The 23,392-nt window shown below is 37.6% G+C and carries 13 protein-coding genes and 1 pseudogene; 6 read left to right on the top strand and 8 right to left on the bottom strand.

Features of this window, described 5'->3' with window-relative positions:
• Nucleotides 1-260: 260 nt before the first annotated feature.
• Nucleotides 261-3,032 carry an ATP-binding protein gene (locus F6K40_RS06565; RefSeq protein WP_293133062.1) on the bottom strand — a complete coding sequence of 924 codons (2,772 nt, stop codon included), beginning with the start codon at nucleotides 3,030-3,032 and terminating at the stop codon, nucleotides 261-263.
• 749 nt (nucleotides 3,033-3,781) lie between these two features.
• Here F6K40_RS06565 and F6K40_RS06560 point away from each other — a divergent pair.
• Both F6K40_RS06560 and F6K40_RS06555 read left to right on the top strand, forming a co-directional pair.
• Nucleotides 3,782-3,973, top strand: a complete 192-nt coding sequence (locus tag F6K40_RS06560; protein ID WP_293133059.1) for a hypothetical protein — start codon at nucleotides 3,782-3,784, stop codon at nucleotides 3,971-3,973.
• Between the two features lie 292 nt (nucleotides 3,974-4,265).
• The gene (locus F6K40_RS06555) at nucleotides 4,266-6,332 is read left to right on the top strand and encodes a sensor histidine kinase (protein ID WP_293133056.1); all 2,067 of its coding nucleotides are present in this window, start codon (nucleotides 4,266-4,268) and stop codon (nucleotides 6,330-6,332) included.
• A gap of 427 nt (nucleotides 6,333-6,759) precedes the next feature.
• Here the strand turns inward: F6K40_RS06555 and F6K40_RS06550 are convergent, their stop codons facing one another.
• Together F6K40_RS06550 and ltrA are read right to left on the bottom strand one after the other, a co-directional pair.
• Nucleotides 6,760-8,004 carry an FAD-dependent hydroxylase gene (locus F6K40_RS06550; RefSeq protein WP_293133089.1) on the bottom strand — a complete coding sequence of 415 codons (1,245 nt, stop codon included), beginning with the start codon at nucleotides 8,002-8,004 and terminating at the stop codon, nucleotides 6,760-6,762.
• Nucleotides 8,005-8,020: 16 nt separating this feature from the next.
• Nucleotides 8,021-9,795 (bottom strand): annotated as a pseudogene (gene ltrA, locus F6K40_RS06545) (group II intron reverse transcriptase/maturase).
• 1,936 nt (nucleotides 9,796-11,731) lie between these two features.
• On the opposite strand from ltrA, the gene F6K40_RS06540 reads away from it, so the two are divergent.
• The 3 genes from F6K40_RS06540 (at nucleotide 11,732) to F6K40_RS06530 (ending at nucleotide 12,877) form a co-directional block, all read left to right on the top strand.
• On the top strand, nucleotides 11,732-12,085 hold the full coding sequence (locus F6K40_RS06540) for a hypothetical protein (RefSeq protein ID WP_293133054.1): 354 nt from the start codon (nucleotides 11,732-11,734) through the stop codon (nucleotides 12,083-12,085).
• Between the two features lie 193 nt (nucleotides 12,086-12,278).
• Nucleotides 12,279-12,407 carry a hypothetical protein gene (locus tag F6K40_RS06535; protein ID WP_293133052.1) on the top strand — a complete coding sequence of 43 codons (129 nt, stop codon included), beginning with the start codon at nucleotides 12,279-12,281 and terminating at the stop codon, nucleotides 12,405-12,407.
• Between the two features lie 185 nt (nucleotides 12,408-12,592).
• A complete protein-coding gene (locus F6K40_RS06530) occupies nucleotides 12,593-12,877 on the top strand; it encodes a hypothetical protein (RefSeq protein ID WP_293133049.1) in 285 nt (94 codons plus the stop codon).
• A gap of 323 nt (nucleotides 12,878-13,200) precedes the next feature.
• Here F6K40_RS06530 and F6K40_RS06525 read toward each other — a convergent pair whose 3' ends face one another.
• On the bottom strand, nucleotides 13,201-14,049 hold the full coding sequence (locus tag F6K40_RS06525) for a CYTH domain-containing protein (RefSeq protein WP_293133047.1): 849 nt from the start codon (nucleotides 14,047-14,049) through the stop codon (nucleotides 13,201-13,203).
• A 1,435-nt stretch (nucleotides 14,050-15,484) separates the two neighbouring features.
• Nucleotides 15,485-18,937 (bottom strand): isoleucine--tRNA ligase, encoded by a 3,453-nt coding sequence (gene ileS, locus F6K40_RS06520; protein WP_293133044.1) that lies wholly within the window; start codon nucleotides 18,935-18,937, stop codon nucleotides 15,485-15,487.
• Nucleotides 18,938-19,659: 722 nt separating this feature from the next.
• Between ileS and F6K40_RS06515 the strand changes: the two genes are divergently transcribed.
• A complete protein-coding gene (locus tag F6K40_RS06515) occupies nucleotides 19,660-20,850 on the top strand; it encodes a calcium-binding protein (protein WP_293133041.1) in 1,191 nt (396 codons plus the stop codon).
• 447 nt (nucleotides 20,851-21,297) lie between these two features.
• Here the strand turns inward: F6K40_RS06515 and F6K40_RS06510 are convergent, their stop codons facing one another.
• The 3 genes from F6K40_RS06510 to F6K40_RS06500 all read right to left on the bottom strand — a co-directional run bounded on the left by F6K40_RS06510 (nucleotide 21,298) and on the right by F6K40_RS06500 (nucleotide 23,090).
• Nucleotides 21,298-21,444 carry a hypothetical protein gene (locus tag F6K40_RS06510; RefSeq protein ID WP_293133038.1) on the bottom strand — a complete coding sequence of 49 codons (147 nt, stop codon included), beginning with the start codon at nucleotides 21,442-21,444 and terminating at the stop codon, nucleotides 21,298-21,300.
• Complete coding sequence (locus F6K40_RS06505; RefSeq protein ID WP_293133035.1) at nucleotides 21,420-22,283, bottom strand: DNA adenine methylase; 864 nt, start codon at nucleotides 22,281-22,283, stop codon at nucleotides 21,420-21,422. Before F6K40_RS06505 ends, F6K40_RS06510 begins: the two co-directional genes overlap by 25 nt.
• A 129-nt stretch (nucleotides 22,284-22,412) precedes the next feature.
• A complete protein-coding gene (locus tag F6K40_RS06500) occupies nucleotides 22,413-23,090 on the bottom strand; it encodes a type II toxin-antitoxin system VapC family toxin (RefSeq protein WP_365670406.1) in 678 nt (225 codons plus the stop codon).
• Between the last annotated feature and the right edge of the window lie 302 nt (nucleotides 23,091-23,392).

The raw sequence follows: 23,392 nt of genomic DNA, 5'->3' as shown, positions 1-23,392 counted from the left end.
AGTGTGGGGTTTCTTTTGAAAGTAACTAAGAATAACGAAAAGTTATTCTCAAAAACTCCTTTTTTATATGAATAAGTAGTCAAGTTTTTGAGTATTTTTAAAGATCAGATTATACAAACAATATTTTTCTAAAAGCAGGTGTAATTATATTACCGATGCTACCGGATATAACTCCTAACTCCTAACTCCTAACTCCTAACTCCTAACTCCTAACTCCTAACTCCTAACTCCTGACTCCTGACTCCTGACTCCTGACTCCTTTAAACGCGAAACCGCTCAATCAGTTCAATAATTTGCTGGTCATGAAACTCCCTACTCAATTTCTTAATTTGCTGCACAAACGGAACATATTTGTCGTTAACCTTCTCCAGAATTTGAACCTGCTTCACAATACCCTTAAAATTACCCTTCATCGCCAACTCATACAAAGTATCCAATACCTCAGAACCAGGCGGTATAATCTCCATCTCATCCACCTCCTTTTCTTCTGAGACCGTTTCTTCTTCATACACCCATTCCAAACCCAAATGCTGCTGCAACTTATTTAATAACTCTCTTGCCTCGACTGGTTTCGGCAAAAAATCATTGCCACCCGCTTCAAAACTCCTATACTGGTCATACTCAAACACGCTTGCAGAAGAAACCAGAATTGGTACATTCGACAAAACCTCAGACTCCCTAAACCACCTAATCATCTCAAAACCATCCATTACAGGCATTATCAAATCAGTAATAACTAGATCGGGCAGAAAAACTCGCGCCTTTTCCCAACCTTCTTGACCATTCCTTGCCTCTTCTAATTCAAACCCCAGAGGTTGCAATAAATTAACAATGACCGAACGATTTTCCCACTTATCATCCACTGCCAAAATCTTGATCTTTCGAGGTTGATCTTTAATACCTTTAATCACCCCTTTAATACTAGACTGTGCCGACTTCACCCACTCTAGGGAATATTCTAAGGACAAATCGAACCAAAACACGCTACCTATACCTACTTGACTTTCCACATAAATTTGACTATTCATCATCTGGACAATTTCTTGACTTATTGCCAACCCTAAACCAGTTCCCTCGGATTGGTTTGTCGTATCTCCCACCTGCTCAAAAGGTAAAAATATAGTCTCCAAGTGTTCCCGTGTTATGCCCATACCAGTATCGCGCACCTCAAACCGGAAACCAGTTTCAGAGCGACTCACGGTAAAAGTTACCGTACCATCATTAGTAAATTTAATGGCGTTACTCAATAAATTAATCAATACCTGTCGTAACCGTTTTTCATCAGTACGTACACCTTCTGGTAATTCTGCATCACATTGGTAAACTAGAGCAATATTCTTTTGTTTTGCTTTGAAGCGACACATTTCCACAATACCTTGCATGAATGCGGGAAAATAGAAATCAGTAGGCAGCAATTCCATTTTATTAGCTTCAATTTTAGACATATCCAGGACATCATTAATTAAAGTTAGCAGGTGACTGCCACATTGATAGATAATTTCCACAGATTTTGAGCCATTTTCATCCAAAATATGAGAACGTTGTAGAATCTGAGCGTAACCTAAAATCCCATTAAGTGGGGTGCGGAGTTCGTGACTCATATTTGCCAGAAATTCAGTTTTGGCACGATTAGCAATTTCCAATTTTTGATTCGATCGAGCTAATTCCGCAGTACGCTCTTCTACTCTTTGTTCCAAGGTTTCCCAAGATTCTTTCAGTTGCTCTGCCATACTAATAAATGCTCGCCCTAGTTCACCAATTTCATCCTGACGTTTAGTGGGTAATTCTTGCTGCCATTGACTATCTGCAATTTGATTGGGGTTATCCTCAATATTTTTAGCTGCTTTGCTCAAATTTTGAATGGGTTCGAGGAGTCGAAATTTAACTACTGCCAGGATGAGTAATGCTCCAATGACAACAATAAATATAGTCCGGTTAATCAGAAATTGGGAAATAGCAGTTGCTACGGCAATGTTTTCGGAAAAAGGCTTAACAATAACTAACTTCCAGTAGGTATTGGGTATATGAAAAATATCAACGATTGATTTTTCTTTGAGTAACCAGTCATCGTCTATTTCCAATTGTTTCAGTAATCTTGTTGAGTCTGTTTCTCCCCCCAAAGGATCGGCGAGAATAACACTCATAAGTTGCGCTTGCTTTGAATTAATTTGATAACTTCGTTGTTCGAGTTCGGCAACAGTTTCTAGTTTGTAGTTCGGCATTTGCTGTGCTTGCTCTAAAATTTCTTGATTTATCTTTTCTAGTGCTTCAGCAATAGGAGCAAATTCGGAATGAACTTTGACTAACTCTGATGCGAATAGAAAATCTGTTGTAGTGCCATTACTATCTTTATGTATTCGCCTCACTAGATCGATATCTGGAAAGCTGATAAATTTGTTATCTCGATCTACAATAAAAATATACCCCTGAGTTTTTTTCTGCAAAGCTGTGGTAAAACTTTGTAAACCTTCCAGTCTCAGATCGATAGTCACCACCCCAGAAAATTCCCCATTTTCTTGAGTAGCAACCGTACAAGTTACCATTGGTTGTTGGGAAAAAGGGTCTACATAAGACCTACTCCAGAAACACTTTCCTGGTTCTAAATATGGCGCGATCACATACCAGTCTTGATCGTGATAACCAGATTCATTATAGTCATCATAATATTTTAAAGTTCCGTCTTGTTCCCTACCCCAAAAGAAACTTCTTTTTTCTACATCAGGAGCAAAACGGTAGGGTTCCGGCCAAACTCCACCTCCAGCAATATCCATGTCACCTTGAAAATCAATTATTGCTGGTATGACACTCCGGAAAATTGTTTCTGATTTGGATAATTGTTCGACTGTCAACCCCAGGGTGCGAGTTAAAGCTGCCACTTCTTGAGTACGAACAGTTAAATCTGAGACAGCACTATCGCCTGTTTGTTGAATGAGACGGGATGATTCTCGGAAAACCAGTTTTTTACCTTCCCTATTGATGGTAAACATAAAACTACTAATTAGACTAGAGGCAAATATGCCCAAAATAATCATGGTTTGGGCATTCAAGCTTGTGTACCATCGAACTGGCTGATTTTTGGGCATCGAAGAAATAGGAATAGATAGAAATTACATTTGAGGTTCATTTTACACGCATTTTTTTGATATATGGATAGACATTTCCAGGCAAAGAGGGAGTAGGGAGCAAAGAGTAGGGAGTAGAGAGAAATAATTGATGATTTCTGTGAGATAATTGATTTTCTATTTTTATTATTGGAGATGTCTAATATCATGTCCGGATAAGAGCGTGATAAAAAAACCTTATAATCAAAAATCAAATCAATTATCGGGCAGAAAACATTAATTCTTTCCCCCTACTCCCTACAGAAGAAGTAAACATAAGAATAATTAATACGCTCCTGGGGTGTTAATTATTGAAAAAAGTCATTCATTGCAGCATTGCCAAATCTTTCTAGATATCCCCATCTTCCCAAACTCCCCACACTATTTATAGCAGGGAATAGGGAACACTTAACTGGGAAGAGGCATGAAAAACATTTCCTAGTCTAAGATTTATCATCAGTAGTTGTCCTAACTCTCCCTTACTTTGCTATATCTAAATTACCCGATTTAATGTAACTTGTCGGTAGCGCCATACCTCACTATCCTCAAAAGTGCTTTAATATCATAATCCCGATAGTCAGCGATCAAAAAACTTTCTCCTTTTTAACCTTTTCTTTCCTTCTACCTTCTGCCTTATACCATTTCCCATACATGAATGCCATATCTAATTGGATGGGGAAGTGTGGGGGGTGGGGGGAGAAGTAAAAGTATTGGTGGTGGTGCTGAGGAATGGTAGAGAGTGTGTCGGAGGTGTGGGAAGTTGGTTCGTGTGGGAAGTTGGTTCGTGTGGTTCGTGTGGGAAGAAATTACAAAACTTATGTATCTTCGCCATTCCTCAGCAGGACTACCAAAGTATTCTCAATCAATACTGAGCGATTCATAATTATTGTCAAAAACCCCCCAAAAACCTTGGTAACTATTTAAATTTTGAAGTATGGCTGAAGCGTAGCATTACTTTTAGTAATTGGTATTACTTCCTCCAAAGTCTAAGTATTCAACCCGACATGATATAAATCCGGATTACATAATTCAGTCACAAATCTAGCAAATCTCAAGAATTATAAATATTTATCAAGAAATATAAATTGGCCGTAATAATAATTTAACCATGTTAATATAAATACAATAACAAATTTAAAAACAAAGCAACCAATTTTTTTGGCAATGTTAAGAAACTTTTTTTTAAACAATTTAGATCGAACACTTCTGCTTCAGGTAGGAGATTGCTGGAGAGACCCACCTCAGTTAGTCTGGGTAGAGACTACTTCAAATATCGTAATAACTTTTGCTTTTTATTCCATCGCAGCTTTAATCATCTATTTTATTCATAAGCGACAGGATATACAAAGAAATTGGAGAATTTCTATCCTAGCAATTTGCATTCTATCCTATGCCACAACCCATCTAATAAAAACTTGGACTTTGTGGCATCCCAGCGATCTGCTTTCAGGTTTGCTGCCAGCTATTACTGCAATTATTTCTATTTCAATTTTCTCCATAATAGTAACATTAATTCCCACAGGATTAATGATTCCTAGTCTAAATAAATTACAGTCAATAAATGCTGAATTAGCATTAGAAATTAAACTCCGACAAGAAGCAGAAAAATCAGTTAATATCCTAAATGCGTTGTTAGAAAAACAAGTCGAAAATCGGACTGCAGGTCTAACTTGGTTGAACAATAAATTGCGTCAAGCGCTCAAAGAAAAACAGCAAATTAAAGAAGAACTACAATTAAGTCAATTTGCCATAGAACGTTCTGCTGATGCAGTTTTCTGGATAGCAAAAGATGGAAAATTAATATATGTCAATGAAGCAGCTTGTCATTCTTTAGGATATTCTCCAGCAGAATTACTATCAATGACAATCCATGATATTAACTCAGATTTTCCTGGAAATTCATGGTCTCTGCATTGGGATTTATTAAAAAAATGCGGTCACTTGAAAATAGAAGCTTATCATTTCAATAAACACAAGTATAGATTTCCAGTAGAAATCACTCTTAATCATTTAGAGTTCAAAGGCAAAGAATATCAATGTTTATTTGCACGAGATATTAGCGATCGCAAAAGAGTTGAAATTGCTCTGCGCAAGTCAGAAGCAAGAGAACGCAATAAAGCTGAACAATTAGAAATAGCTCTCAATGAATTAAGAGAAACTCAAGCTCAGTTAATTCACACAGAAAAAATGTCTAGCTTAGGTCAGTTAGTAGGAGGTATTGCCCATGAAATTAATAATCCAATTAGTTTTATCTACGGCAATATTAACTATAGCAATCAATACATTAAAGACCTACTAGAATTGATTAATCTTTATCAAAAACATTATCCTATTCCTGATGAAGAAATTAAATATCACATAGAAGAAATAGAACTAGGTTTTCTCAAGAAAGATTTGCCAAAAATTATTTCTTCAATGCAGAGTGGAGCTGAACGTATTCGTTCCACAATTTTGTCTTTGCGTAATTTTGCCAGATTGGATGAATCAGAAAAAAAATTAGTAAATATTCACGATGGGATTAACAGTACATTGTTAATTTTAAAGAATAGATTCAATCTAGTAACAGGATTAGGAACAGGGATAGAATATGAGGAGATTCAAGTTATTAAAAACTACGGAGATTTACCATTAATTGAGTGTTATCCAGGACAATTGAATCAGGTATTTATGAATGTTTTGAATAACGCGATTGATGCTTTAGAAATATCAATTTTATCGAATAGTTGGATGAGTCAAAATAAACAGCAAAGTCATATAGTTTTAGATATGAAAAATTTGCCTCACACTCAGAGCAAAACTACTTTAAATCTGGAAAGTTCTCTAGAAAATTTAGAATCTTCTGGGAATGCTTTGGTTATGAATAATAATAAAAATTCTAAGCAAATACTTGATTTAGAACAACAAAACAATCAGGAAAAACTCAAAACACCGACAATTTCTATTAGTACAGAAATTGTCAATGATAATTGGATATATATTCGGATTGTTGACAATGGTTTAGGTATGAATGAAAAAATATATAAACAAATTTTCGATCCATTTTTTACTACTAAACCTGTAGGTAAAGGTACAGGTTTAGGGTTAGCAATTAGTTATAAAATTGTTGTCGAAAAACATGGAGGAAATATTCAGTGTAATTCTGTATTAGGAGAGGGGTGTGAATTTGTAATTCAGATTCCAGTAAAACTGAAACAACAGGAAAAAGTGACATCTTTTCATAAAGCTAGTTGAAGAAGGCGTTAAGTTATGCCAATTAAGTAGTTGTGCTTTTAGAAATTTCCTAAGTTATATCAAATCCGGTAGCATCGGTATAATTAGATGGTTAATCTAGGAGTCAGGAGTCAGGAGTCAGGAGTCAGGAGGGAAGAGAACTTAGAAAGATTTACTCAATGCTTAAAATGAAAATTTTTTTATACCGAATTAAACGGATTTGATATTATACTAAATCTGCTTATAAAATACCTCCTACGTGGTCTCGGGAAGCAGATAGTTTGATTTGTGGAGAAATCTGACCGTTGACCCTGGCTTTCATCCCGACGCTCCCCTGCCCCTCCCTCTCTCCTGCAAGGAGAGGGGGGAGGTTTTATCCACAATTTTAGTCTAGACGCGGTAGTAGAGAAGTTCCTAAAACATCCCTACATTATTTATCACTACATATCTACTTAACTGAGAACATCTGAGCTAATTCTGGATGACGACCAAATAAACCAGTCATCACCCGCAAAGACAAAGATTTCAACATCGGAACTATTCCCATACCCCATAAACCTAAACGACGAACTGCCACTATAGGCAACAAAGTACCAGAAAACATTCTATCCAGAAAATCAGTAACTCCTAAAATTACTAAATTTTCCTTCCTTCGCCAACTTTCATAACGCTTCAATACCCTAATATCCCCAATATCCTCACCTTGTTGATGAGCAGCTTTAATAACTTCAGCGATCGCTCCCACATCTCGAATACCCATATTTAAACCTTGACCTCCTACTGGATGACAACAGTGAGCAGCATCCCCGATCAAAGCTAAACGATTTTGAACATAGCGATCGCTCTGCATCAACTGTACGGGAAAAACGTAGCGATCGCTCAACAACTCTACCTTACCCAATAAACCAGCAGTGCGATACTCCAATTTTGCCAAAAATTCGTCTTTATCCAACGCCTGCAAAGTCTTCGCCTCAGCATGAGGAGCAGTCCACACTACCTGACAACGATTTTCCGGCAAGGGCAATACTCCCATCGGGCCACTTGGCCAAAATCTCTCAAAAGCAATATTATTGTGAGACTTTTCTGTTTTTATGGTCATCGCCACACAAGACTGCCAATATTTCCAACCATGAGTACCAATACCAGCAGTTTCACGAATGGGAGACCTGGCTCCATCTGCTCCTATAACTAACCGAGACCGAACAGTAAAAGTTTCTTCCTCACCAGATAAATTATCTGTATCCTTGCGTTTCAGTTCAACCTCCACAAAATCAGATTGATAATTTACCTGCAAAACTTCTGTCGGACATAACCAGGTAAGTTGCTCAGAGTCTGCCAAAAATTTTTGCATTGCCGTCAGGATGACTTGATGTTCTCCGACATAACCCAGTCCCTCCTTGGAGGTTGGTTTCTTACCAGTAATAGCTAAATCATCGGGATAAAATTGAACAGTACGGGGATAGTTACCATCAGAAAGACTGATTTGCCGATATGTAGTAATTTTGGGCAAAATTTCTTGCCAGACTCCAATGCCATCCAATATTCTGCCTGAGATTAGGGAAAGATTATAAGCAAGTTTCTTTGCTGCAACTACAGATTTAGGTTTAGTTTCAACTAATGCTATTTTTAACCCAGAATTTTTTAGGGCACAAGCAAGAGCAGTGCCAGCGATACCTCCACCGTTAGAGTCGATAGAGGCGTTTCCACCTCTACCTCTCCTTCAGAACCGGACGTGAGACTTTCACCTCATCCGGCTCCTCGATATCTCCACCCTTGTCATGGGTACGATTCAAGACTTTAATGGTAATGAGCCATCCTGTGCAGTCTTTGTGTCATGGCAATGTCTATGTAGAAGTTGTAAGTTGTCATAGGTATCTTTTCCACCTAGACTTTTTGGAACTATATGGTCAACTTCTAGTAGGTCTTCACTCGTAAAGTTCAGACCGCAGTGTGTGCATTTACCCTTTTGCTTTTTGATTAGCTTGGTTACTTTTTTAGGAGTACCAGGGTATTCTCCACGTCGTTTGCTCCAATATTTCCAGTCACCGTTGTATGGACTACATTCTCCCTTAACTTTTATATGTCTAATAATGGGAGTTTCTGAGTGTGTTTTCAGTTTTAATCCATCTTCGGTGCTGAAGCACCAATTTTGGTCTCCTACTGTTCTCCAGTATTTTTCCTTGTTAATGCTACCCTTCCCCCTATATTTAGCCCAAGCCCTGAGTTTTTCGTAAACAAGATTGTCCAACTTGCTGAACGTTTCCTTACTTACTACGGTTGAGTAATAGTTTGACCACCCGCGAATTATTGGATTCAGCTTGCTAATTAAAGCAGCTTGTGAGGCAGTCTTATGGGTATCTATTACGTCGCCGATATGTCTCAGATGAGATTTGACTTTACTCTTAGAAGGTGTGATTAGTGTCTTAAACCCTAGTGTTTTTCCATTTGTATTACTTGCACTTCTGTAGTTACCTACTTTGTGCTGTTGTACATGGAATCCTAAAAACTCAAACCCAGTTTCTCCCCTGTTGGTTTGTAGGGTGTGGGTTAGTCTTGTTTTGCTAGGCTTTAACTCCAATCCCATGTCAATGAGCCACTCTTCAATTATTTTCTGGCAGTCTTTGATTACGTCTAGATTATCGTGAATAATCACGAAATCATCGGCATATCGGATTAGGGATAGGGCCTTTTGATTATCCCTTTTATTGTCTTTTAATGTGGAGGCGTATTCCTTAATCCGTTCTTCCATACCATGTAGGGCTATATTTGCCAGTAAAGGTGATATTGTTCCCCCTTGTGGTGTACCCTCATTAGTAGGAAGGAAAACTTCCTGGTCAATTACTCCTGCTTTGAGCCATGAATTGAGTTGTTGGCTCAAGGTAGGGTATGTATTGACCTTAGTTAGCAGAGCTTTGTGGTTAATACGGTCGAAACATTTTGAGATATCCGCATCAAGCACATATTTGGCTTTATATCTGATGCTATTAAAGATGGCTTCAATAGCATCGTGACATGAGCGTCCTGGTCTAAAACCATAACTGTTTGGCTCAAATTTGGCCTCCCATTCTGGTTCTAACGCTTGTTTGACAAGTGTTTGCAAAGCACGGTCTTTCATTGTTGGAATGCCTAGCGGTCTTAACTCATCACTGTTGGCTTTCGGAATCATTACCCGTCGTGTGGGTTTGGACTTCCCAGTGATATTCAGCCCATTAGTCAGAGTGAGACGTTGCTTTGGGGTCAGCTTCTTAACACCATCCACACCAGCCGTCTTCTTACCCTGGTTATCTTGGGTAACTTTTCTTACCGCTAAAACCTTTGCAGACCAAGACCTAATCAAGGTTTTCTGAAGCTTACGCACTGCTTTGACATCACCACGCTCACTCGCACGAAATATTCTCTTTTGCAACTTGAACATCTTGACTTCGATTTTACGCCAGTCAATTTCGTTCCATTCCATCATCAACTTATGTTGTGCTTTAGACATATTTATTGCTACTTGTTCAATTTCTTTGGAGTTACCGTGAGTACGTCAGCATATCCAGTTCATTACGAACTGGCATTAGCTTCTTACTCAATCCCGCCCCTATATAACTTGCGGTTAGCACCTACTAGGCATCGACCATTCCTAGAGATATATAAGGGTTACTTCGTTCCGATTACACATTGTCTTAAGTCTTTAGTGCGATGCTGTCCACCGGGTTTATTTGGTAATGCAATAGGTCGAATAGTCAATCGCCTATCCCTTATCCTTGCCTTTTGGCTTGGCCTTAAACAGTCGTTATGGCCATCCTTAGTAACGATGGTTCGGGCACATCTTCGCTTTCGCTACACATGGACTCTTGCTCGACAGTCACCAGATTCGACTACTAGTGGTCTGTCTTTTGTCCCCGCTTTACTATTAGGGTTGCTAGTTCCAACAATAGGGGCCATGCTTTCACTCCTGCATCGGGAGGGAGGACTTGCACCTCATATGTAATCAGTTGTTGTAGCATATGGGCTACACTAACCGTCCCGATTGGCTTTCAGCCTTTCTTTAGGTTAAACGAATCGCACGACAATAACTAAGTCGTAATCCAATTTTGGTGTGTTGGTTGTTTCAGATAGAGAATTTGGGAAAAGTTGTTTATATACCATATTCATCAAAAATGGTCAAGTGTTTACCTAGTAATTTGTACTCTCCTATATTGTGGCGCAACTTTTCAGAAAAATCTGAGTGATTAGTGACTGAATAAGGAGTTAGGAGACAGGAGTCAGGAATCAGAATTTCAAGGAGGAGTTAGGAGTCATATCAAATCCGGTAGCATCGGTATAATTAGATAGTTAATCAAGGAGTCAGGAGTCAGGAGTCAGGAGGGAAGAGAACTTAGAAATATTTACTCAATGCTTAAAATGAAGATTTTTTGATTCCGAATTAAGCGGATTTAATATCAGAATTAAACTGCTAATATGTTCCACTTAAGTACAGTTTTTTTCTTCTTTTCTACTTCCTGTTTCTTAGTGCTAAAGTATAACAAAATCCCTCAAAACATTAATTGATTAAAAATGAGCAGAAATATTCGCCTTTTTTCCTCCTATTTTTAAAGATAAAATCAGACTACAAACCATTGTCTGCTGATTCTAAAAATGCTTTATGAAGAAAATCCCAAATTTTTATCAGAAGTGAAGAAGGAGTCAGGAGACAGGAGTCAGGAATCAGAATTTGAAGGAGGAATCAGGAGTCAGAATTAAACTGTTAATATGTTCCACTGAAGTACAGTTTTTTTGATTCTTTTCTACTCCCTATTCTTTAGTGCTAGACTATAACAAAATGCCTCAAAACATTGATTAAAAATGAGCAGAAATATTCGCCTTTTTCCCTCCTATTCTCAAAGATAAAATCAGACTACAAACCATTGTCTGCTGATTCTAAAAATGCTTGAAAAGAAGAAGGAGTCAGGAGACAGGAGTCAGGAGTCAGAATTAAACTGTTAATATGTTCCACTGAAGTACAGTTTTTTTGATTCTTTTCTACTCCCTATTCTTTAGTGCTAGACTATAACAAAATGCCTCAAAACATTGATTAAAAATGAGCAGAAATATTCGCCTTTTTCCCTCCTATTCTCAAAGATAAAATCAGACTACAAACCATTGTCTGCTGATTCTAAAAATGCTTGAAAAGAAGAAGGAGTCAGGAGACAGGAGTCAGGAGTCAGAATTAAACTGTTAATATGTTCCACTGAAGTACAGTTTTTTTGATTCTTTTCTACTCCCTATTCTTTAGTGCTAGACTATAACAAAATGCCTCAAAACATTGATTAAAAATGAGCAGAAATATTCGCCTTTTTCCCTCCTATTCTCAAAGATAAAATCAGACGACCAACTATTGTCTGCTGATTTTAAAAATGCTTTATGAAGAAAATCCCAAATTTTGATCAGAAGTTTTGAGTAAACTATTGGGTGAAGGCTTATCTGGAAAAGTTGGAGTGAAATTCACCCAACAAGTAAGAAGAAAACAAAGTATTCCTGATGGAGAAATTACTCAAGAACCTTTCTCTATTTTTATTGAAACAAAAAGAGGAAATAATTTTGATGAAGGACAATTATTACGTCATCTAGAAAACCTCAAGCAAAAGCAAGGTACAAAAGTTCTTATTGCTCTTGCTAACTATGAACAAGATGAACCTAACGATCCGGCTTTTTCTAATGTTAAAAAGATTGCTGAAGCAGATAATATTTTATTTTTACCAAAATTACCAAAAAATGAGGGTATGCGCCTCCCCTTGGATAGGGGATGAAAAAAATATTTAATTCAGTATTTCAAGCCTCCGACTTCAGTCGGAGGTTCACTGATAACTGATAACTGATAACTGATAACTGAAATGACCCATTAGTTTTGAAGGTTTTCTAGAATCAATAAAACTGAGAGATTTATCAAAAAATTTAGCTGATTCGATTAATGATTTAGAAGAGTATTTTAATGAAGAAAATTTGTTACCTTCTTGGAAATATCGTCTAGATGTTGTGAATTGTGCTGGAACTTATGATGATGTTATTAAGCATAATATATATGTTTGTACAGCAAGAGGTGTTCAACAATTAATAATGAATAATGAATAATTAATAATTACCTCTCCTTGAAACTGATAGGATTGACTCCTGAATGAAAATTTTTATTTATTATCCCCTATCCAAGGGGAGGCTTTAAACCAAAATTTTTCGGTCAGTATAGTCATCGTCGTAGTCTTTATTTTGGAGTATATCGAAATAAACAAGTAGACCAGGTTGCCAAGATTGAAGCAGTTGTGGATCTTGAGTCAGAAGATGATTATTCTATTAAGTGGAAAAACGTCGATAAATCGGATGAAGAATTAGTTGAAATTGCTAGAAGTCGTCGTAGTTATGTTGATGATTCATGGTATCCAGCACGAGTATTTTTATTAGCTGATTTACATCCGACTAATTTTCGTAAGACTACTCCTGGGGGTATGCAAAGCAGTAAACAATACTTTGATATTAGTAATTTGAATGTGAATGATGCTGCAGATTTAGCTGAAAAATTACAAGATAAAACTTGGGAAAAATATTAATAAAAATTCCCTACTTTAAATAGGGAAAAAAATATTCTCCCTCAAGTATTTTGACAATTATTAGCTAGTAGCATATTAATTATAGGACTTAGGCAGAACCACCATATCTAGTAGAGGCGATTCACGAATCGCCCCTACAAATGGTGTATAATTTGCTATTTTGCGTAAGTCCTGAATTATTCTTATGTGTACTTGTCTCCTACTCAAGAAGCAGCTATAGCTAAGAAAGAATTAGTTAGGAAAATTACTGATGATTAATCTTAGAGTTGGAAATATTTTTCCAACTCTTCACTGTTCCCTGTTCCCTACTATAAGAGAAATTTTTATGCTGCCAAAAATGTATTTTGAGATTTATTTCCTTCACCATAAACATAAGCAGTTTTAGTCATAGGATGAAAATCTATCCATTCCCATTGTTGCTGCAATGCTTTAAATAAACGATTTGTTCCTTGAATCATTGGTAGAGGAAATTGTTCTAATTTTTTGGGAGATTCTAACAATCTTTTCGGGATACGATATTTCAGGGAAAATTCTGCAATTACTGGCAAATTATCTGTCTGGTTTAAATACCAGAAAATTAAATCTGTTTTAACAATATGTCGATCTCCAAACTGTAAATTTCCAAGTTTTCTTACTACCTCATAAACTTGAAAATTATTGACTTTCTCAATCGGAGTTTTTTCAGGAATATCGAGAGATTTTAATCCAGGAAATAATTTAGCCACTTGTTTGATATTTTCAAAGTTAGGTTGCTGATTTTTAGCCACAGATATTGACTGAGAAAACTTACTTTGAAATGGTGGAATTATATCTTCCTCAAACTTGGTTTTACCCGGTTTAGTTGCCGATAAATCCTGTGAAGCTGACAAATAACGGTCTGATTCACGATGTTTGAGAGTTACTTGATATTCTGGTTGGTTAGATCTTTTTTCTTGCCTAATTCTCAAGATAAAACCATAATGACGTAAATCAAGATTCGGCGTATCTAAATAATAAGTTTGTCGATATTTTTCTGCTGTTTCTCGACTAATAACTTTTCCCGAAAACTGTTGTGTTAATAACTCAACTAAATTACCAAATTTTTCTACCGCATGGTTACGCTCATAAAATTGATTGACGTTGAGAATAAGTTTATATTCTCTAGAATTAATTGCTTGGTTGGAGTGCTTCATTACTAATTTTTATTGCATCTGTGTACGAGTTATGACAACCTGAAACTTATTGATTTAAAATTTTAAGTTTGAGGATGTTTTTTAGCAGATGCACCCCTGGGTTAATGAAGTCAAAATTCAAAATTCAAAATTCAAAAGTTAGAAGTTGTTTTTGTCATATAGAATCCGGTTATATAACATAAGTTGATAATTCTATAATTAGGGTTTGCTGAAAAAGTATGCATAGTAGGGGTAGGAGTCAGGAGTCAGGAGTCAGGAGTCAGAAGAAATGGTAATTTAGAAGAGGTAGGAATAAGAATTGTAAGAGTGATTTTTCTGTCATAATCAGCCCAGAATACTAGCTTTTTAATCATTTTTAACTGAAAATCAGGCACTTTTTTCGACCCTGAGAATCGTCAAACCTTTATATATCAATACTTTTGTAATTAATCAGCAAGCCCTAATTACTTCAATATTCAATCTCCCCTACTCCCCTACTTCCCCAACTATATAATAAGTATTCAACCGAATTTGATATCACAGGGACTAGAGCAACCCTCCAAAAACATTTCGCCTTAAAAGGCGAGGTTTTAGACCTAATTATTTTGATAACTAAGAGTTGATAGCTGAAGTAATGATGTTAACAGCAACTATACTTTTTGCTATTATTTATAGTAATTTATTGCCATAAATAATCAAACAAAAATACCGATATAAAACCAAACTTTTCCATCTCTTGAAATCGTCACAAAATCAATATAATGCTATACCTTGGCTGAAATTTTGCCCAGAAAATAGGATAGTTACTTTTCAAGATTTCAACTCCATACTTTCGGTGGAATTGCATCAATAGTAACTATCTATTGAGTAGTATTGCTTAAATCAATTATCGCCCCTGAAAAATTTTAGCTTTTGGCCAATAAGACCATACTATTTTACTGAAAAGCTACTTTTATTGTAGCTATTATAAACTTACATATTGATGTATTGCAATACCAGAAAAAAACTAAAAAAAATATTTTTATTGGTTATTTTTTGATTTGTATATTCGAGAAATCAGAATAATATCAAATCCGATTGAATACTTAATTATATAGTTGGGGGAGATGGTGAGGTGGTGAGATTGAAGTAATATCAAATCTGCTAGCAATGGAAGTGTTATAAGAAATCGGGTTTGTGGGAAGTAGATTTTATATCAAATCCGCTGACTTCGGAGTTACAAGAAACCGGGTTTGTGGGAAGTAAATGTTAGTATTTTAGGCCATTTGATACTTGCCCCGGTTTCTCGTAGATGTTTATTGTCAAAAACAATGATTTACCGTAGAAACCGGGTTTCTTTGCGTAAGTCCTGATAATTTGCTTCAGTGGTTTACATTATGAAAAACGCAAAGTAGGGACGTTCCATGGAACGTCCCTACGGAGTTATCTTTATAGAAATTTACTCGTAACCCAATGTTTAAAATTCCCCTGCTAAAGAAACAACGCAACGTTCGCAAATTGTGGGATCTTCTGAGGAGACACCGACATGAGTGGAATAATTCCAACAGCGATCGCATTTCTCGCCATCTGCTTTGACTACTCCTACGCCTAAAGAATCTGATATAGATTTATATTCAAGATTTTCTAAAGCTTCTGGAGATTCTAATAATTCTACTTGGGAAGTAATAAAGAGATAACGTAATTCATCAACTCCATTACCAGCGATCATGGCTTTAATATTTTTGGGTTGCTGAGGTAAAGTTTCTGTTTCTACTACTTGTGGAACAGGGGGAGTATCGACTTTTGGAGGTACACCTTTTGCCGATAGAGATAGTAAGGTTGCTGATTGTTGAATTGTATTGTCTGGCATTTTTTGATTTTTGCGTACTAATGCTTCTTTTCCTAATATATCTTCAGCAGTAACTTTGATTTTTTCTGACAAATTTTGCCGACTTTTAGCAAATAGCAAGTTATGAGTAATAAAGCGAATTGTGTAGATGATTCCTACTAATTCCATGAGAAAATTTACGATTGGCAGGTCGTTAATTGTTTCTAATCCTGTTACTGTTACTCTGATTAATAACACTGAAATAATGATCAAAAATAACCCTCCTAAAGGTTTTTGATATTCACTAAATAGTTTGAACAAATTTTCTGGAAAATCTGCTAAAAAATTCATTATTTTAGCAAAGATAGTAGTAAATTTTGGCGCGTCATTAGGATTTATTTTTGCGATTTTTCCTGGTTCATTTTCGATTTTTGCTTCCAGAATTTCTGACTGATTTTTGTCTGCTTTAGCAATAGGGTTAAAAGCTTGTATTTGCTCCCGGAATTCTGCATCTTTTACATACAATAATACCTTTGCTTCTAGGGGCGCACCAATGGCTTTTTCTGCCCTTGCTTTTTCCAGCACTTTGTTAACTTCGGTGCGAGTTTTTCGTAATTCTTCCCATAATTTAACTAATTCTGGGTTATGCCATTTTGACTCTAATTTTACCCACCCAGACTCAAATACAGATTTGTAGGGAGTCGGATAAGGAAGATTTTGCCAAATATCTTCTGCTGTATGGGGTAAAACTGGAGCGATCGCTTTTGCTAAATTTTCGACTGCTACAGCTAAAACAGTCTGACAACTACGGCGTCTGAAAGCGTCGGTTGCACTAATATAAAGTCTGTCTTTAGCAATATCTAAATAAAAGTTAGATAAGTCAACGACACAGAAATTTTGAATTGTTTGGAAAAATCGGAAATATTGATACTTTTCAAAACCATCTTTGACTTCAGCAAACACCTCTGTCATCCGGTGCAACATATAACGATCTAGTTCTGGCATTTCCTCATAAGCAACAGCATCTTTTGCCGGATCGAAATCATGGATATTCCCCAACAAAAACCGCGCGGTGTTTCTAATTTTGCGATAAATATCTGCAATTTGTTTGAGAATATTTTTACCGAGTGGTACGTCAGAAGAATAGTCTACGGACGAAACCCACAAACGTAAAATATCTGCACCATAAGGAGGTTCTTGTTTTTGATTTTTGCCGCCTTCGATAACTATTGATGGATCTACCACATTTCCCAGAGACTTACTCATTTTCCGACCATTTTCATCCAGCACAAAACCATGAGTCAACACAGTTTTATATGGTGCAACACCGTTAGTAGCAATACTCGTCAGCAAACTTGACTGAAACCAACCGCGATGTTGATCCGAACCTTCCAAATATACATCAACTGGATATTTTAACCCTTCCCGTTGTTGAGCGACTGCTGCCCAAGATGAACCAGAGTCAAACCAAACATCCATTGTATCCGTACCTTTCCGATACTTGTCAGCATCTTGGCGATAGGTTTCCGGTAAAAGTTCCGCCACCGACATTTCCCACCAAGCATCAGAACCCTTTTCAGCAATAATTTTCTGCACATGAGCGATCGTCTCCTCATTCAACAAAGGTTCCCCAGTCTTTTCGTCATAAAATACCGGAATAGGAACCCCCCAACTTCTTTGTCGAGAAATACACCAGTCAGAGCGATCGCTCACCATCGGAGTAATCCGGTTTTCACCTTGAGCAGGTATCCACTGAACATCAGCGATCGCCTTTACTGCTTCATCGCGGAAACCTTCGACTGAAGCAAACCATTGTTCGGTTGCTCGGAAAATAGTAGGTTTTTTAGTTCGCCAGTCGTAGGGATATTTGTGTTCGTAAGCTTCCTCTTTCAAAAGAGAATTAACATTTTGCAGTGCTTCAATAATCGCAACATTCCCTTCATCAAGTACCTTTAACCCCTCATATTCTCCTGCTTCAGCAGTAAATTTCCCATTGCCATCCACAGGCGACAAAATTGGTAAACCATAACGTTGCCCTACAATATAGTCTTCCTGACCATGACCAGGGGCGGTGTGAACTAAACCCGTACCTGAGTCGGTAGTAACGTAGTCGCCACCAATAACAATTTTACTTTCTCGCTCAAAAAGTGGATGTTGGTAAGTGCAATTTTCCAAATCTTCACCTTTAACCGTCGCTACAGTAGTTAAAGTTGTGCCGAGAGTTGCCGACAAACGTTCCACTGCTTCTGCTGCAACTATAAATAATTTATCTTTCCCCATTGCATAGTCAGCATCAGGTTTGACAACAGCATAATTCAAGTCTGGGTTGACACTGACTGCCAAATTACCAGGTATCGTCCAAGGTGTTGTCGTCCAGATAGCAACCCAGAGTTTTTCCAGGTAAGGTGCGAGAGACTTTTCAACCGCTTTTGCCAAATTAGTAATTTTAAAAGCAGCATAAATACTCCGAGATGTGTGACCTTCGGGATATTCTAGTTCCGCTTCCGCAAGAGCAGTCTTAGAACTCGGACTCCAATGTACAGGTTTAAGACCACGATAAATGTAGCCTTTCAAAACCATTTTGCCAAATACCCCAATTTGAGCAGCTTCGTATTCTGGAGAAAGAGTCATGTAGGGAGTTTCCCAGTCTCCCCAAACTCCATAACGTTTGAATGACTCACGCTGTTTGTCTACAGTTTCCAGAGCAAAATCTCTAGCTTTGTAACGTAATTCTATAGGTGTGAGTTTTGCCCTTTCTGCTGACTTAAGATTTTGAATAACTTTTAATTCAATGGGTAAACCGTGGCAGTCCCAACCAGGAACATAACGCACTTTTCGCCCCTGAAGAATTTGATAGCGGTTAATAATATCTTTAAGAATTTTATTCATGGCATGGCCAATATGTAGGTTGCCATTAGCATAAGGCGGGCCATCATGTAGGGTAAATATTTCCCCTGGGTTGGTCTGAGAGAGACGTTCATAGATTTGTGATTCTGCCCAAAACTTTTGCAGTTCTGGTTCGCGGGTGACTGAGTTTGCCCTCATATTAAAATTGGTTTGGGGCAGGTTTACGGTGTCTTTATAGGATTTTGCTTCAACCATTAGATTTTAGATTTTTCTGTTAGTGTATTTAGAATTTTAGACTTATAGCATTTCTCTGTATCCCCCTAAATCCCCCTTTGAAAGGGGGACTTTGAGCGCTTTCCCTTGAGAAAGGGAGACTTTGAGCGCTTCCTCTTTAGAAAGAAAAGGAGACTTTGAACGCTCCCCCCTTTCAAAGGGGGGCAGGGGGGGATATCAAAGGGAGACTTTGAACGCCTCCGCCTTTCAAAGGGGTAATTTGAACGCTCCCCCCTTTCAAAGGGGGGCAGGGGGGATATCAAACTGTACCTTATTGATACGAAAAACCCTATATTTCTTTGTATCATGCCCTGTTTAGGGTTTTGGTGCTGTTTAATCTTATCTGCATAACTGCCTGTTTATCTTAGTCAGGACTTACGCATTTTTGAGTTCTAAACACTACATATTTATAACGTTATAGTTCTTGAAGGCTATATGACGCTATATATAGTGTCTCTGCGTAAGTCCTGTTAGTCTTGTTAAAAGAGTATCTATCAACAAAATATTTGGTCAACATTTGCAGGTGGTTTTTATTTATTGTAGTATAAAAAATACAAATTGAAGTAAGAAATTAGATTTATTCAGGACTTACGCAAAATGTGAAAAAAAATAAAAAAAATTCATTGTGTAAACCGAATTTAGTATATAAATTGAGCTAATCAATAGTAAACCAGGTATTAATTCGATTGGGGGTATTCTACAATATGGGACGATTTAGAAACTGGTTCAAAAAAGTCTTTAAAAAGACAAAAAATGATACCAGCGACAAAAATCATAATCTCTACGGAAACAGGTGGCGAGGGGACACCTTATCTGGAGAAGAAGGGGACGATAAGATATACGGTCGAGGAGGCAAGGATATCCTTAAAGGATTGGGTGGCAAGGATTACATTGATGGCGGTACCGGCAAGGATTACATTGATGGCGGTCCCGGCGACGATAGTCTTTATGGAGGTACCGGCAACGATAGTCTTAAAGGAGACAACGGCAACGACATCCTCAAAGGAGGTTCAGGCCGCGACAGCCTTTATGGAGGTACCGGCAACGATAGTCTTAAAGGAGACAACGGCAACGATAGTCTTTATGGAGAAAACGGCAACGACATCCTCAAAGGAGGTTCAGGCCGCGACAGCCTTGATGGAGGTCTTGGCCACGATAACCTTGACGGAGGTTCGGGCAACGATCACTTTCTAGCAGGTCCTGGCAACGATACCCTCAAAGGAGGTTCAGGCCGCGACAGCCTTGATGGAGGTCTTGGCCACGATAACCTTGACGGAGGTTCGGGCAACGATCACTTTCTAGCAGGTCCTGGCAACGATACCCTCAAAGGAGGTTTAGGCAAGGATACGCTCCACGGTGATAGCGGTAACGATAACCTTGACGGAGGTTCGGGCAAAGATTCCCTCTACGGAGGAGACAATGATGACATCCTCAATGGTGGTTATGGCTCTGATTACCTCAACGGCGGTTCGGGAAACGACGTTATCCAAGGATTTCAAAACTTCTGGAACTTGAAAAAGTTACAGGATTTATTCTACACGCGCTCGAACAACTATGAAGTTGATACTTTGAACGGAGGCTTGGGTAGCGATACTTTCGTTCTCACTGACGATAGAGGTGCTGGCTACCTAAACAGACCTGAACCCATAGGCGGCAAATTGCCCGGTGCTTATGCAGTCATCGAAGACTTTGAGAAGGGCATTGACAAAATTGATATGGGTTTTACAAACCCAAGCGTTCCCGATACGCTTCCAGGAAGTTCCTACGAAGGTTACACCTCTAGCGATGTAGTGATACTCAGCCCTCTCTCTGGGACTTTTGATTATGACGTACTCGCTGTTGTCAAGAACGTAGGGAATGTAGGTGGTTTAAACGCCCAGGATTTTCTTTACTAATTACTAGCAAACCAAACACCAGCAAAGATTTGTTAGGTTTTACTATCGTTCTAGCCAACCTAAATTTTAAGGTTCGTTATACCAAACCCGATCGAGAAAAAAAGTAGGAACGTTGCATAACAAAAATTCGTTTTCCTGACGGAATGCTACGCAAACATGTCGCACAGCAAAACGCCCCTACAAAACTATCTACTGTAACAAGACTTACGCAAAATCTGAAACCATACACCATCCGTAGGGGCGAATGGCATTCGCCCTTAGTAAATATGCTGGTCATGCGTAAGTTCTGTGCAAAATAAATATTACGACTCAAATCATATTTTTTGCCTTAGCTTAAATCAATAAATCAGAACTTAGGCAAATTCTTAGATAACACGCTATCTGTAGAGGGCGAATGCCATTCGCCCCTACAGGTGGACTGTTTTAACGCGAACAAACAACCCTATTTCAGATCAAAAATTCTTGTGTTACTGACAGTTTCTCTGAGTAAAGGTAGCGATCGCTCATTAAATGATAACCCTGTAGGGACGTTCCATGGAACGTCCCTACTTTGTCTCGATAGATTGTTTCTAGGATTTCTTGTGGTTCTGACATTTAATCTCCTGTTCTGATAATTGATAATTTACCCACAAAACTTCAACCCGGTTTTGCTTTTTTCCGTCGGTACGAGTATTAGTCGAATGAGCTTTTTTTGCTGGAGCATCAATACAATACCAATCTTGATAAAGCGTATCAAATAATTGACAATGATACCCAGAAATCGCAACTTTGCCTTGAACACTATGCAGCACTTCAGCTAATTTTCTATGTTCATCATCCGTCATTTCATATCCATAAGCTTTTGTATCCGTCCGCGAGTCGTGGGGATAAGGTGGATCGCAATAAAAAAGTGTTTCCTCGCTATCAAAACGTTTGATAACTTCAATAGCTGGAGAATTTTCAATTTGCACCCGCAGTAACCTTTGCACAATTTCCGATAACCCCTCTACACTACCTAACCAACGGGAAACAGCACCTGCCATTCCAGCTCTGGTTGTTAGCTTACAATGTGCCCAACGTCCTACACTCGCGGTTTGAGCTAATCCTGTTCTAACCTGTCTTGCTCGGACAAAAAAACGACGCGCACGTTCTAAATCAGAATTTTTTTCTGTAGGTGGTGTCAGCGCTATTTTAAATTCTTCTCTAGAAAAAGGAGTAAGAGCGATCGCTTGAATTAGTTCTTCCTGAGAGTCTCGTAACATTCTAAAAAAGTTAACAACTTCTCCATCTAGATCGTTATAGGTTTCGACAGCAGAGGGTTTTCTATTCAATAAAACTGCTGCCGAACCGCCAAAAGGTTCACAATAATGTTGCGTTTCTGGCAACAGTGGTAGTAACCAATCAAGATGATTAAATTTTCCTCCATACCATCCAAAAGCTATTAACTTACTCATTCTTGAAGTGAAATTTTAATTATTATTAAACAGTTAGTTTTTCAGTAGAATAAATGAAGAATAAACCTCATTAAAAAAATGATAACCCTGTAGGGACGTTCCATGGAACGTCCCTACTTTGTTTGAAAATTATACCCGCTCTTCAGAAACACCTTCTTTTCTTTTTTTCAAAGGAGTTTTAATGAACTTGATTTTCCCTTTCCATTCTTTCTCGAATTGCTTTTGTCTTTCTAACCAATCAGCTAATATTAATTCCGGATCGTAGTTAAAAGCTTTGGCGTGTTCTTCTCGAATTTTGTAAATTTCTTCTAAAATTTCATCAGGTAACATCATATTTTTTTCAAGTAATTGATACGGCGTACAAACTATTGGTAATTCATACCCAAAGTTAGTGCTAATTTCAGATAGTTTTTTCTGAATATTAGGGTTGGCAATATGGCGACAATTCCATGTTAAAAGATAGTCTAAACTATAAACAGTTGCTAGGGCAATATGCAACGCATCATCACTAGCTTTAAGGGGAAGATTAGTTTGTTGAAGAAACTCTTGAGTCAAGTTTGTAACAGTTTCATTATCAAAGAGAAAGGGAAGGTCTGTAATAACCTCTATTCTCTTTTGAGCCATTTCTGGGTCGCCCCTACCTGCCTCATCCAAGACTACTGGAGAGACATATATTTCAAAATTGCTTCGGCAATTATCCCACCATTCTCTGGTTACTGCCATATTAGCAGCAACAATTAGATTTTGGCTTGGTCTGGCGGTTAAATAGCCAATAACACTTGTTTCTAAATATAAACTTTCACTCATTGCTATTTAATTATTGTTCAAATTTACCTTGTTTAAACTTGCTCATAACTAAATTTTAACTTAATTTTATTCATTTATTGTCTTAATAATTTAAGATTACTCTGTTTAATAATTAATAAAATATGTTGATTGATACTAGACATTTATAGTATCTTGTTAAATTAATCTTAAATAAGAGATTATTTAGCTAAAGCCTATTTAAAATAGCTACAATATATTTGATCGGGACTTACACATCGATATGAAATAATACACCAATTGTAAGGCAATTAACCCCTACTATATAGAGAGAAATTTTCACA

The organism is Okeania sp. SIO3I5, from assembly GCF_010672085.1.
In the GTDB taxonomy this organism is placed as follows: domain Bacteria; phylum Cyanobacteriota; class Cyanobacteriia; order Cyanobacteriales; family Microcoleaceae; genus Trichodesmium.
Note: the sequence above shows the minus strand (reverse complement) of the source record. Positions and strands in the feature narration are given on the sequence as shown.